Annotated in this window: 15 protein-coding genes and 1 tRNA gene; all 16 read right to left on the bottom strand. The window is 61.6% G+C overall.

The genetic code is table 11. The annotated features are described in order from the left end of the window. Positions 1–15: 15 nt before the first annotated feature. The 16 genes from nuoF to IGS61_RS15465 all read right to left on the bottom strand — a co-directional run bounded on the left by nuoF (position 16) and on the right by IGS61_RS15465 (position 12,411). Positions 16–1,311: an NADH-quinone oxidoreductase subunit NuoF gene (gene nuoF, locus IGS61_RS15540; RefSeq protein WP_230540377.1), complete on the bottom strand. Its 1,296-nt coding sequence runs from the start codon at positions 1,309–1,311 to the stop codon at positions 16–18. After that, the gene (nuoE, locus tag IGS61_RS15535; RefSeq protein WP_035820520.1) at positions 1,308–1,787 is read right to left on the bottom strand and encodes an NADH-quinone oxidoreductase subunit NuoE; all 480 of its coding nucleotides are present in this window, start codon (positions 1,785–1,787) and stop codon (positions 1,308–1,310) included. The genes nuoF and nuoE overlap by 4 nt, the downstream gene beginning before the upstream one ends. Before the next feature lie 12 nt (positions 1,788–1,799). Beyond that, on the bottom strand, positions 1,800–3,053 hold the full coding sequence (locus IGS61_RS15530; protein WP_010399731.1) for an NADH-quinone oxidoreductase subunit D: 1,254 nt from the start codon (positions 3,051–3,053) through the stop codon (positions 1,800–1,802). Next, positions 3,053–3,646 carry an NADH-quinone oxidoreductase subunit C gene (locus IGS61_RS15525; protein WP_034779526.1) on the bottom strand — a complete coding sequence of 198 codons (594 nt, stop codon included), beginning with the start codon at positions 3,644–3,646 and terminating at the stop codon, positions 3,053–3,055. Before IGS61_RS15525 ends, IGS61_RS15530 begins: the two co-directional genes overlap by 1 nt. A 17-nt stretch (positions 3,647–3,663) precedes the next feature. Further along, the gene (locus IGS61_RS15520) at positions 3,664–4,140 is read right to left on the bottom strand and encodes a NuoB/complex I 20 kDa subunit family protein (RefSeq protein WP_010399733.1); all 477 of its coding nucleotides are present in this window, start codon (positions 4,138–4,140) and stop codon (positions 3,664–3,666) included. 3 nt (positions 4,141–4,143) lie between these two features. Continuing rightward, positions 4,144–4,503: an NADH-quinone oxidoreductase subunit A gene (locus IGS61_RS15515; RefSeq protein ID WP_010399734.1), complete on the bottom strand. Its 360-nt coding sequence runs from the start codon at positions 4,501–4,503 to the stop codon at positions 4,144–4,146. 177 nt (positions 4,504–4,680) lie between these two features. Then, positions 4,681–4,765 (bottom strand) — tRNA-Leu (locus tag IGS61_RS15510). A gap of 201 nt (positions 4,766–4,966) precedes the next feature. Next, positions 4,967–5,368: a preprotein translocase subunit SecG gene (secG, locus tag IGS61_RS15505; RefSeq protein WP_035820525.1), complete on the bottom strand. Its 402-nt coding sequence runs from the start codon at positions 5,366–5,368 to the stop codon at positions 4,967–4,969. Positions 5,369–5,396: 28 nt separating this feature from the next. Next, positions 5,397–6,146, bottom strand: a complete 750-nt coding sequence (tpiA, locus tag IGS61_RS15500; RefSeq protein ID WP_230540376.1) for a triose-phosphate isomerase — start codon at positions 6,144–6,146, stop codon at positions 5,397–5,399. 73 nt (positions 6,147–6,219) lie between these two features. Continuing rightward, positions 6,220–7,200, bottom strand: a complete 981-nt coding sequence (locus IGS61_RS15495; protein ID WP_230540375.1) for an NAD(P)H-quinone oxidoreductase — start codon at positions 7,198–7,200, stop codon at positions 6,220–6,222. Positions 7,201–7,270: 70 nt separating this feature from the next. Next, positions 7,271–7,879 carry a tetratricopeptide repeat protein gene (locus IGS61_RS15490; RefSeq protein ID WP_230540735.1) on the bottom strand — a complete coding sequence of 203 codons (609 nt, stop codon included), beginning with the start codon at positions 7,877–7,879 and terminating at the stop codon, positions 7,271–7,273. A gap of 69 nt (positions 7,880–7,948) precedes the next feature. Continuing rightward, positions 7,949–8,710 (bottom strand): GIN domain-containing protein, encoded by a 762-nt coding sequence (locus tag IGS61_RS15485; RefSeq protein ID WP_230540374.1) that lies wholly within the window; start codon positions 8,708–8,710, stop codon positions 7,949–7,951. A 232-nt stretch (positions 8,711–8,942) separates the two neighbouring features. After that, complete coding sequence (locus IGS61_RS15480; protein WP_230540373.1) at positions 8,943–9,152, bottom strand: hypothetical protein; 210 nt, start codon at positions 9,150–9,152, stop codon at positions 8,943–8,945. Between the two features lie 154 nt (positions 9,153–9,306). Beyond that, positions 9,307–11,265 carry a methyl-accepting chemotaxis protein gene (locus IGS61_RS15475; RefSeq protein WP_230540372.1) on the bottom strand — a complete coding sequence of 653 codons (1,959 nt, stop codon included), beginning with the start codon at positions 11,263–11,265 and terminating at the stop codon, positions 9,307–9,309. 144 nt (positions 11,266–11,409) lie between these two features. Beyond that, the gene (locus IGS61_RS15470; protein WP_230540371.1) at positions 11,410–11,706 is read right to left on the bottom strand and encodes a hypothetical protein; all 297 of its coding nucleotides are present in this window, start codon (positions 11,704–11,706) and stop codon (positions 11,410–11,412) included. Between the two features lie 9 nt (positions 11,707–11,715). Continuing rightward, positions 11,716–12,411, bottom strand: coding sequence for a hypothetical protein (locus IGS61_RS15465; RefSeq protein ID WP_230540370.1), 696 nt, complete (start codon positions 12,409–12,411; stop codon positions 11,716–11,718). Positions 12,412–12,445: the final 34 nt, after the last annotated feature.

Genomic DNA, 12,445 nt, shown 5'->3' with positions numbered 1-12,445 from the left:
GTTACCTGACGCAGCTTAGATATATGCGGGCACTAAGCAATGCTTGTGCTCGATATGATATTCAAATTCTTCACGGAAATTCTTAATGAAGGCCCGTACCGGCATGGCAGCCGCATCGCCCAGCGCGCAAATGGTGCGGCCCTGGATGTTGTCGGCGATCGAGTTGAGCATGTCCAGGTCGTCTGCACGACCCTGCCCCTGCTCGATGCGGTGCACCATGCGGTACATCCAGCCTGTGCCTTCACGGCAAGGCGTACACTGGCCGCACGATTCTTCAAAGTAGAAGTAGGACAGGCGTTCCAGCGCCTTTACCATGCAGCGTGTTTCGTCCATCACGATGACGGCGCCCGAACCCAACATCGAACCGGCTTTCGCGATCGAGTCGTAGTCCAGGTCGGTCTGCATCATGATGTCGCCGCGAATCACCGGCGCGGACGAGCCGCCAGGAATCACGGCCTTGATCTTTTTGCCACCGCGCATGCCGCCTGCCAGTTCCAGCAGGGTCGCAAACGGGGTGCCGAGCGGCACTTCGTAGTTGCCCGGTTTTTCCACGTCGCCCGAGATCGAGAAGATCTTCGAACCGCCGTTGTTCGGCTTGCCCATCGCCAGGTATTTCTCTGGGCCAATGTTCAGCACGAAAGGCACGGCCGCGAAGGTTTCCGTGTTGTTGATCGTCGTCGGCTTGCCGTACAGGCCAAACGAGGCGGGGAAAGGCGGCTTGAAGCGCGGCTGGCCTTTCTTGCCTTCCAAGGATTCGAGCAGGGCCGTTTCTTCGCCGCAGATGTAGGCGCCATAACCATGGTGCGCGTGCAACTGGAACGAGAACTCGCTGCCCATGATCTTGTCGCCGAGGAAACCGGCGGCGCGCGCCTCTTCCAGCGCTTCTTCGAAACGCAGGTATTCCTGGAAGATTTCACCGTGGATATAGTTATAACCGACGGTGATGCCCATCGCATAAGCGCCAATGGCCATGCCTTCGATCAGGGCATGGGGATTGTAACGAATGATGTCGCGGTCCTTGAAAGTGCCCGGTTCGCCTTCATCTGTATTGCAGACGAGGTATTTCTGGCCCGGGAACTGGCGCGGCATGAAGCTCCACTTCAGGCCCGTAGGGAAACCCGCGCCGCCACGGCCGCGCAAGGACGAAGCCTTGAGGTCGGCGATGATCTGTTCCGGCGTGATTTTCTCTTCCAGGATACGCCGCAGGGCGCTATAGCCGCCGCGGTTCACATAATCTTGCAAATGCCAGTTCTTGCCATCCAGATCCTTCAGGATCAATGGATCGATATGGCGGTTGTGGAGTGACGTCATTTCTTGAGTTCCTCCAGCATGGCGTCGATTTTCTCGTTCGACATCCAGCTGCACATGGTTTTATTACTGACCAGCAAGACAGGCGCATCGCCGCAAGCACCCATGCACTCGCCTTCAACCAGGGTGAACTGGCCGTCTGCGGTGGTTTCGCGGAAATCGATACCCAGTTTCTGCTTCAGGTACTCTGCAGCGCGCACGCCGCCCGACAGGGCGCATGGCAGGTTGGTGCACACGGTGATCTTGTGCTTGCCCACGGGCTTGACGTTGTACATATTGTAGAACGTGGCCACTTCCTGCACGGCAATCGCCGGCATGCCGATGTAGTCGGCCAGTTCCTTCATGGTTTCCGGCGCCAGCCAGCCCAGTTCATCCTGGGCATGGGCCAGCGCGGCCATGACGGCCGACTGACGCTGGTCGGCCGGGTACTTGGCCAGCTCGCGGTCAATTTTCTTATAGCATTGCTCTGATAACAACATACTTTTTGCCTCTTAGCGGTCAATACTGCCGAACACGATATCTTGCGTCCCGATGATGGTCACGGCGTCGGCAAGCATGTGCCCACGCGCCATCTCGTCGAGCGACTGCAAGTGGGCGTAGTCTGGCGCGCGCAGTTTCATGCGGTACGGCTTGTTGGCGCCATCGGACACCAGGTACACGCCGAACTCGCCCTTCGGATGTTCCACGGCGCTGTAGGCCTCGCCTGGCGGCACGTGAAAACCTTCCGTGAACAGCTTGAAGTGGTGAATCAGCGATTCCATGTTGGTCTTCATGTCGACGCGGCCCGGAGGCGCCACCTTGCGGTTGCTGGTCATGACAGGACCTTCATTGTTGCGCAGCCACTCCACGCATTGCTTGATGATGCGGTTCGACTGGCGCAGCTCTTCCACGCGAACCAGGTAGCGGTCGTAGCAATCGCCGTTGGTGCCGATAGGAATGTCGAAATCCATCAGGTCGTACACTTCGTACGGCTGTTTCTTGCGCAAATCCCACTGCACGCCCGAGCCGCGCAGCATGGCGCCCGTAAAGCCCATGGCCAGCGCATCTTCCGGCGAGACCACGCCGATGCCGACGGTACGCTGTTTCCAGATACGGTTGTCGGTCAGCAATGTTTCGTACTCGTCCACCGAGTTCGGGAAGCGGCGCGCGAAGTCCTCAATGAAGTCCAGCAGGGAACCCTGGCGGTTTTCGTTCAGCTTGGAAATCGCCTTGGCGTTGCGGATGATCGAGGCCTTGTGCTGCGGCATTGCATCCGGCAAGTCGCGGTACACGCCGCCCGGACGGTAGTAGGCCGCGTGCATGCGCGCGCCCGACACTGCCTCGTAGGCGTCGAACAAGTCTTCGCGGTCGCGGAAGCAATACAGGAACGGGCCCATGGCGCCGACGTCCAGCGCGTGGGTGCCGAGCCACATCAGGTGATTCAGGATGCGCGTCATCTCGTCGAACATGACGCGGATGTATTGCGCGCGCAGCGGCACTTCCAGGCCCAGCATCTTTTCGATGGCCATCACGTACGCATGTTCATTGCACATCATCGACACATAGTCGAGACGGTCCATGTACGGCACGGATTGCAGGTAGGTCTTCTGTTCGGCCAGCTTTTCGGTGGCGCGGTGCAGCAGGCCGATATGCGGGTCGGCGCGCTGGATGACTTCGCCATCCATCTCCAGCACCAGGCGCAGCACACCGTGCGCGGCCGGATGCTGTGGCCCAAAGTTCAGGGTGTAGTTCTTAATCTCAGCCATTATTTCATCCCGTAATGTTCTTCGCGGATCACGCGCGGCACGTTTTCCCGCGGCTCGATCGTCACGGGCTGGTAAATCACGCGCTTTTGTTCCGGATCGTAACGCATCTCGACATAGCCGGAGACGGGGAAATCCTTGCGGAACGGATGGCCGATGAAACCGTAATCGGTCAGCAGGCGGCGCAAGTCGTTGTGGCCTTCGAAGAGGATGCCCAGCAGGTCGAACGCTTCGCGCTCGTACCAGTTGACGGCGCGCCAGATGCCGACCACGGAGGGCAGCAGCGGCATGTCGTCGTCCGGCGCAAACACGCGCACGCGCACGCGCCAGTTGTGCTTGACCGACAGCAAGTGCGAAACGGCCGCGAAACGCAGGCCATCCCAGCTGCCATCGCCATAGGTCGAGTAGTCGACGCCGCACAGGTCGAGCAATTGCTCGAAATGCAGGGTCGGATCGTCGCGCAGGGTCTGCATCACGGCCAGGTAGTCCTCAGCCTTGACGACCAGGGTGACTTCGCCCAGCGCAACCGTCGTGCTAACGCGATCGCCCAGGGCAGTGCCGAGGGCGTTTTGCAATACTTCTAAATGTGTTGTCATAATCTGAAGCGGCCCGGTTAGCGTGCGATCGTGCTGGTACGCTTGATCTTGTTCTGCAACTGCATGATGCCGTACAGCAAGGCTTCAGCGGTCGGAGGACAGCCAGGCACATACACGTCGACGGGCACGATGCGGTCGCAGCCGCGCACCACGGAATAGGAGTAATGGTAGTACCCGCCGCCATTGGCGCAGGAACCCATCGAGATGACCCAGCGTGGCTCTGCCATCTGGTCGTAGACCTTGCGCAGGGCCGGCGCCATCTTGTTGCACAGGGTACCGGCAACGATCATGACGTCGGACTGACGCGGCGACGGACGGAACACGACGCCGAAACGGTCCATATCGTAGCGGGCTGCGCCCACATGCATCATTTCGACCGCACAGCAGGCCAGACCGAACGTCATCGGGAACATAGACCCGGTGCGCGCCCAGTTGATCAGCTTGTCGGCCGAGGTGGTGATGAAACCTTCGCTTAATACGCCTTCAATAGCCATGGCTTATTCCCAGTCAAGGGCACCTTTCTTCCAAATGTACCAAAATCCGACCACGAATTCAGCGATGAACACCATCATCGTGACGAAACCGGCCCAGCCCAGGTCGCGCATTGCAACGCCCCATGGGAAAAAGAATGCCGTTTCCAGATCGAACAAAATAAACAGGATTGCGACCAGATAGTAGCGCACATCGAATTTCATGCGCGCGTCTTCGAATGCTTCAAAGCCACATTCGTACGGGGAGAGTTTTGCTGCGTCAGGCTTGTTAGGGCCTAACAGGCGCCCCAGGAGCTGGGGAGCGATACCGACACCGAGGCCGATAATAATGAACAGCAGGACGGGGAAGTAATTTTCGAGGTTCACGATTGATGAGCTTATATTGAACGATCGGTTAAATGAGGACGCTGCGATCATTTGCAGCGTATCTAACGCACGACCCCAATCAAAGCTAAGACCAGGATCGAACGACACATCCTCGTAAAAAAAGCCAGCAACTTTGTACGAGCCATGGCTCGTGCGCCGTTGCTGGCTTCTGATTTCTGGTGCCGACGACGAGACTCGAACTCGTACAGCTTGCGCCACTACCCCCTCAAGATAGCGTGTCTACCAATTTCACCACGTCGGCGGTAAGGCCCGTATTCTACTCTGCTTTGCCGCTAAAGTTAATGCACAAATGCATCAAAACACAGATAAAAACGATAAATTTTTACATCTTCCAGCGCGTCACGATTTTTTCCTGCCGCACTGCTAAAACATTGAGCAATAATCCGCCCGTAATGAGAATTACTCTCGATGAGGTATCGAGATACTACTCGGTGACACTGAATTACTTGGGAATCGCGCCTGCCGGGGTACTGGCAACCGGTGCCGCTGCTGCGGGAGCGCTGGCGGCCGGTGCCGCAGGCACCGTCGTCGGGATCGCGCCCGCGCCGGTGACCGGCACTGGCTTGACAACCTTGTCCATCACGCCGCCGCCCACCGTGGTGGCGCGCTGATTAGCCATCAGCGACAGGGCCAGCGTGGCGCCAAAAAAGATCGCGGCGGCAACGCCCGTCGATTTCGACATGAAGTTCGACGAACCCGTCGCACCGAACAGGCTGCCCGAGGCGCCCGAACCAAACGCGGCGCCCATGTCGGCGCCCTTGCCGTGCTGCAGCAACACCAGCGCGATAATCGACAATGCCGAAATAACCTGTACTACCACTACCAGATTGAACATCATGTTCATTGCAATTCCATTCTTAGTTTAAAGTAATTCAATCAGCGGCGTGAATAATCGCCAGGAAATCCACCGCCTTCAATGCTGCTCCACCGATCAGACCGCCATCGATATCCGGCATCGCCATCAATTCTTTTGCGTTCTCCGGCTTCATGCTGCCGCCGTACAGGATCTGCACGCCGGCGGCCGCTACCGCATTCTTTTCTGCCAGCTGGGCACGCAATACCTGATGCACGTCCTGCGCCATTTGCGGCGTGGCCGTCTTGCCCGTGCCGATGGCCCAGACCGGCTCGTAGGCCAGCACCAGTTTCGCCACGTCGCCGGCGGAAATGGCCGCCAGCACGGCGCCCAGCTGCTGCTCTACCACGGCATTGGTCTGGCCCGCTTCGCGCTGCGCCAGCGTCTCGCCGATGCAGACGATAGGCGTGATGCCTGCCGCCAGCGCGGCAACCGTCTTGGCCGCCACCTGCGCATCGCTCTCGCCATGGTAGGCGCGGCGCTCGGAATGCCCGATCACCACATAGCTGCAGCCAAAATCCTGCAGCATGGCGACCGAGATTTCGCCCGTGTAGGCGCCGCTGGCATGCGCGGAGACATCCTGCGCACCCCAGCCAAGGACCGTGCCTGCCAATTGCGCCTGGCACTGCGCCAGATACGGCGCGGGCACGCAGACGGCGCTGGCGGCGCCAGAGGCGGTCAAGCCAGCAACTATTTCAGACAATAACACCGCGTTCGAGGTGCGACTGCCGTTCATTTTCCAATTTCCGACGACGAGTTTGCGACGCATAGTAGCCTAAATTCTTAATAACCCGTCATTCTAACTCCGGCACCGATGCCGGTCAAACAGGCAGTGCCCCGTTTCAGGCAACTTGCAACATGATCTTGCCCACGTGCGTGCTCGCTTCCATTAAGGCATGCGCCTCGTTGGCTTTTTCCAGCGGGAAAGTTTGATGGATCACGGGCTTGATCTTGCCCGCCTCGATCAGCGGCCAGACGGTCGTGCGCAGGTGGTGCGCGATGGCCGCCTTGAAGGCGACGGAACGGGGACGCAAGGTGGAACCTGTCACCGTCAGGCGGCGGCGCAGCAAGGCACCCAGGTCCAGCTCCGCCCTGGTGCCGCCCTGCACGGCGATCAGGCCGATGCGGCCATCGTCGGCCAGGCAGGCAATCTCGCGCGGCAGGTAGTCGCCGCCCACCATGTCGAGGATGACGTCGACGCCTTTGCCGGCGGTCAATTCCTTGACGACGGCCACGAAATCTTCCGTGCGGTAATTGATGCCCCGTTCGGCGCCCAGCGCCTCGCAGGCGCGCGCCTTCTCGTCGCTGCCCGCCGTGGCGAACACGCGGTGGCCGAGCGCGGCCGCCAGTTGAATGGCCGCCACGCCGATGCCGGACGTGCCGCCCTGCACCAATAACGTTTCGCCATCGGCCAGCGCGCAGCGGTCGAAGACATTGCTCCAGACGGTAAAGAAGTTCTCGGGCAGGGATGCGCCTTCCAGCGCCGTCAAGCCTGCCGGCAAGGGCAGGCATTGGCCGCTCGGGGCCGCGCAGTATTCGGCATAGCCGCCGCCCTGCACCAGCGCGCAGACCAGGTCGCCCTTCTTGAATGTCGTGTTGCTGAAGTCGCCATCGACGACTTCGCCCGCCACTTCCAGGCCAGGCAAGTCCGAGGCGCCGGCGGGCGGCGCATATTTGCCCAGGCGCTGCAGCACGTCGGGACGGTTGATGCCGGCCGCGTGCACCTTGATCAGCAGTTCGCCCGCTTTAAATTGCGGCATGGGACGTTCGGCGATCTGCAAAACGTCGGCGGGACCTGGCTGGCTGATGGCAACTGCACGCATGGCGGGACTCTTTCAAGGGAAAACGGCGATTGTACGCCAAGCCGCCCTCCCCTGCAGACCACCGCCCCTCTTAACCGGCGCCCGTCTTCGACTGGCGCGGCAAGGGCGTGCCCGGCTTCCATTTCGCCGACAGGGCCTGCCCTTCCTCGACTTGCTCATGCGTCATCTTGCGCACGACGGCGGCGCGCTGGTCGGCCGCATTCGCGTTGCCATTCGCGGCCGCCAGGTTCCACAGCATGTAGGCGATGACGTTATCCTGCTGCACGCCGCCCATGTGGTAGCGGTACATCAGGCCCAGCACCTGTTGCGCCTCGGCATGATTCTGCTCGGCCGCCTTGCGGAACCAGCTGACGGCCTGCTTGTGGTCTTGCAGCACGGCGTTGCCCGTGTAATACATGGCGCCCACCACGTACTGGGCGTCGGCCTTGCCCTGCTCGGCCGCCTTGCGGTGCCAGAACATCGCTTGCTTGTAATCCTGCGGCAAGCCACGCCCCATGTAATACATCAAGCCCAGCAAATGCTGGGCATCGGCGTTGCCGGTCTTAGCAAGGGGCAATATTTCCTTGTAAGCCAGCGCGTAATTCTTGTTGTTGTAGGCGCTGGCGCCTTCGACGAAGCCGGCCCGCGCGGGCAGCTGTATCGTCAACAGCATGAGTAATGTAATGATCAGTTTTTTCATCGGAATGGGATGTGGTCTCACTGCTTTTTCTTATCCAGTCCAAGGACAGCTAGGCCTGGCTGCGCTTGCTTACTTCCAGCTCACCTTGCCCAGGCCCTCGACGCTGACGTCGCGGTTGGCCGGCTTGCCGTACACCACCACCGAACCGAGTCCGCTCAGGTTCAGCTTGGCATTCGTATGGGCATTCACCGTGGCGTTGCCCAGGCCGCTCAATTCCAGGTTGACGGCATCCGCTTCGAACTGCTGCGCATTCAGGCTGCCCAGGCCGCCCAGGCTGGCTTTCAGCATGCGTCCGCGTCCGCCCAGCACCACCGAGCCGGCGCCCTGCAAGTCCAGCTCGGCCCGCTCATTGTTGCCGATCCATATCTGCATGCTGCCCACGCCGCCCAGGCTGGCATTGAGCTTGCGGTAGTCGCCCACCAGCTTGATGCTGCCTGCCCCCTCCAGCGACAGGGTCAGTTCCTCGCCCTTGAAGCCCGTGATGTCCGTGCTGCCGAAGCCTTCCGAACTCAGTTCGCGCAAGTTCGGCAAGACCAGGTCGGCGCGGATCGACGAAGGGCCGATCTTGAAGCCGCGCACTTCCGTCTCGATGTGCAGGGTGTCGCCGCTTTGCGCCGTGCTGACATCGGCGATGTAGCGCTTGTCGGCCGTGATGCTCAGCGAAGGCACGTTGCCCTGGCGAATGCGCACTTCCATCACGCCATCGAGCTTGACCCTCACCACGCGGGCGTCGACGCTGCGCATTTCCAGCAAGCGGGTCTCGGCGGCCGCGCCGCGCACGAACCCCAGTGTGACCAGCAACAACAGCGCCAGTTCCAGTGTCTTTTTCATGTAGTGCATCCTCGGTATCTTGTTTTTATGTATTGCGGCGCCCGCGTCGGGCGGCCGGCATTGCATCGCGCCTTGCACTCTAGCAGCGCGGAAAATGACTGGCAATGACTTTGACGCCTGACAAAACCGTAGCGAGCGGCAGTGAGTTGTGGCCGAGAAGCGGAACTGTGCGAATGCACAGTGAGCATCGGAAGCCGCAAATCGCGACGCGCAGTAGGTTTTGATGGGTGTCTTATGCGAAACGGGCTTTTTCGGCGGCAGTCAGGCGCTTGGCCTTGACCACCACCACTTGCATGGCAGCCTTGTTTGCTGGCGCAGCCACGGTGGCCGTGGAACTGGCCACTTGCAGGGCCGGGGCGGCCGGAGCGATGGCGTAGCAGCTGGCGCCGAACAGGATGGCGGCGGCAACGGCAATGATTTCCATGTTTTTAGCGACGTTCATGTTGTTCTCCTCGGGTGTCTGGCAGTGGGCTTGCGGTATGGTGTCACTATAGCCATACCGCCCCCGGCAGACACGCCGATTGCGACGAACTGCGCTTTTGGCAGGCTGGCCTGACAAAAACGCGGATGAACGTGCGGATCGCTACGCGTGCAGCTTAAAACTCTTCCCACTCGTCGGCGCCGGACTTGGCCGCCTTGACGGGTTTGACTGGCGATAGCGCTGGCGACAGCGCGCGGGCCGGCGCGCGCGGCGCTGATGCAGCCGGCTTCGCCTTGAGGCGCGTCACGGGCGCGGACGCCGCGGCAGGGCCCGCATCACCGAGGCGGAACATGCCGACGGCTTGCGCCAGGTCAACGGCCTGCTCCTGCAGACTCTCCGCGGCGGCGGCCGCCTGCTCGACGAGGGCGGCGTTCTGCTGCGTCATGGTATCCATGTGCGTGACGGCCGTATTGATCTCGCCGATGCCGGCGCTCTGTTCGCGGCTGGCCACCGTGATCTCGCTCATGATGGTGGTCAATTGCTGCACCGACGCCACCACCTGATCCATGGTCTGGCCCGCTTCATCGACGAGGCGGCCGCCCGCATCGACTTTTTCCACCGAATCGCCGATCAATTCCTTGATTTCCTTCGCTGCGCCAGCGGAGCGTTGCGCCAGGTTGCGCACTTCGGAGGCCACGACGGCAAAGCCCCTGCCCTGCTCGCCCGCGCGCGCCGCCTCGACAGCCGCGTTCAGGGCCAGGATATTCGTCTGGAAAGCGATGCCATCGATCACGCCGATGATGTCGACGATCTTGCGCGAGCTTTCCTGGATGCCGGCCATGGTGCCCACCACTTGCTGCACCACGCGGCCGCCCTTGGCCGCCACTTCCGAGGCGGACACGGCCAGCTCGTTGGCCGCATGCGCGTTTTCCGCATTCTGCTTCACCGTCGAGGTCAGCTCATCCATCGAACTGGCCGTTTCTTCCAGCGCGCCCGCCTGCGCTTCCGTGCGCGAGGACAGGTCGGCATTGCCGGCGGCAATATCGGCCGATTCGCTGCGCACCAGGGTGCTGATGCTGCGGATCTGCACCAGCACGGTAGCGATCTTTTCGACGAACAAATTGAACGCCTTGGCGATCTGCGCCAGCTCGTCCGAACCATCCGCATCGAGTCGGCTGGTCAGGTCGCCGTCGCCCGTGGCAATCGCTTCCATGGCATCGCGCACCAGGCCCAGGCGGCGCAAGGCGCGCGCCACCAGTACGCTCAAGACCGTGGCGGCCAGGGCCAGCACCAGCAAGGCCGTCAGGGCCGAGGCGCGCAGCATGGAACTCAAGGCTTGCGTGGCTTCCGCCCGATCCAGCACGGTGGCCAGCAGCCAGTCGCTGCCCGGCACTTTGCTTACATGCAAGATACCGTCACGTCCGTCCAGGCGGATGGCGGCGCCGTCGCCGCTCTTTTCAATATCGGCCAGCGCCTGCGCGCTCAGGCCCGGGTCCAGCTCGGCCAGCGGCTTCAAGGTCAGCTTGCCGTCCGGGTGGGCGATGATCTTGCCGCCGCCATCGACGAGAAAGCCGTAGCTGGCCGGCGTCGGCTTGATCGACGCGACGTTTTGCACCACGGCATCCATCATCACGTCGGCCGCCATCACGCCCGTCACGCTGCCCTTGCCGCCCAGCGGCTCGGCAAACGTCACCACCAGCTTGCCCGTGCTAGCGCCGATATACGGCGCAGTGATGATGGGGCCGCCCGTCTCGGACGCCAGCTTGTACCAGGGCCGCGCCGTGGGATCGTAGTCGGCGGCGCGCTTGCGCTCCTGCGAGAAGACGGCATGCTTGTCGGCAAAGCCGATGTACGCCATGTCGAAGGTGCCCGCCTGCTCGGCCGCCTTCAGGGCCGGCAGCGGATCGGCCGCCGTGGCGCCCTGCTTGAGCGAGCCTACGACGGCTTGCTTGGAACGCAGCCATTCGGCAATGGCCGTGGCATGGCTGTGCGACAACTGCAGCATCTGCGTGTCGAGCGCGGCCAGGGTGCTGGCGCGCGTGGTAAAGAAATTGGCGATGGCGACGGCCAGCATGGCCAGCACGACGATGGAAACGGCGATGGCGATCAGCCGCGCCTTAAGGGAGGACAACATGGTGCATCCAATAAAAAAAGAGGAAATCGGGAGGGATGCGCCATGGTCGGGGAATAAGATTTTGTCGTCAAGCAATACCGACTCTCAATTACCCATAAACAACAATTGATACCTTATATTAACTTCATGTTGACGATATATTCACTATATCTCGCCCCGCAGCTTGCGCAAGGCGGGCGATTCGCCGCCCGTCGCTTCGATGCGGAAGCGGGCAAACGCCTGCTCCAGCTCGGGATACCGGCGCAAGCCGCCTTCCGTAAAATAGCGCCCGCCCGGGATATCGCCCCACGGCAGGGGCGCGGTCAAGGCGCCGCTGCCCGCCAACGCCAGCAGCGGCTCGAGCGCGCTGCGCAGGTCGGCCACTTCCCCATCGGCGGGCGCCAGGCGCGCCAGCAATTGCCCCAGTTCGGCGGCGCTGGCTTGCAAGCGCTGTTGATCCATCATGTCTCCTCAATTCTTGATCGTGCCGATCAGCACGGGTGCCGACCACAGACTACGGTTGGGCAATAAATACTGCTGCGCCCCACCCTTGCGCCGCACCAGCCCGCCCAGTTCCTGCGTGGGCGCCACCTGGCTGACGAACACGTTGACGGTACCCTTGGGCATGATTTGATACACATCATACAGCGGCGCCTCGCTCTTCAAGGGCAAGCCGAAACAGTCGGCCAGGGTGGCGCACTGGCCCGAGGCCTGCTGCAATTGCGCGCTGGTGGTGAAATACGGCGAATACGGCGACACATTCTGGCCATGCGGCACGATTTTTACCAAGGCGGCCGACATGGCTTGCAAGTCCGGCACGGTGCTGCCGGAAGCAAGCTGTTCTACGGCCCGCGCATAGATGGTGTCGGCCGACGCGGCAGGATCGGCGGCGCGCAGTTCGCGCAGGAATTGCCGCCCTGGTCCGCTCTCGAGGTAGGCATCGATCGCATCCCGCGGCAAGCCCGCCGTCCTGAAGGTGCTGAGGTCATTGATTTCGCGCGCATGCACGGCGCGCAAGGCATCGAGGTCTTGCGCCGGCATGGACGCGGACGCGGCGGCGATGGGAATGGGCAGCGGCACCGGCGTGGGTGCGTTGTCCAGCTGTGCCCGGACACCGGGCGCGACGGCAAACAGAAAGGCGGCGGCCAGCCCGCAGAATGTGCGCATGCTGCATCTCCTTGGAAGACTCGTTCAGGGGTGG

It is taken from the genome of Janthinobacterium sp. FW305-129 (genome assembly GCF_020858115.1).
Lineage (GTDB): Bacteria > Pseudomonadota > Gammaproteobacteria > Burkholderiales > Burkholderiaceae_D > Janthinobacterium.
Note: the sequence above shows the minus strand (reverse complement) of the source record. Positions and strands in the feature narration are given on the sequence as shown.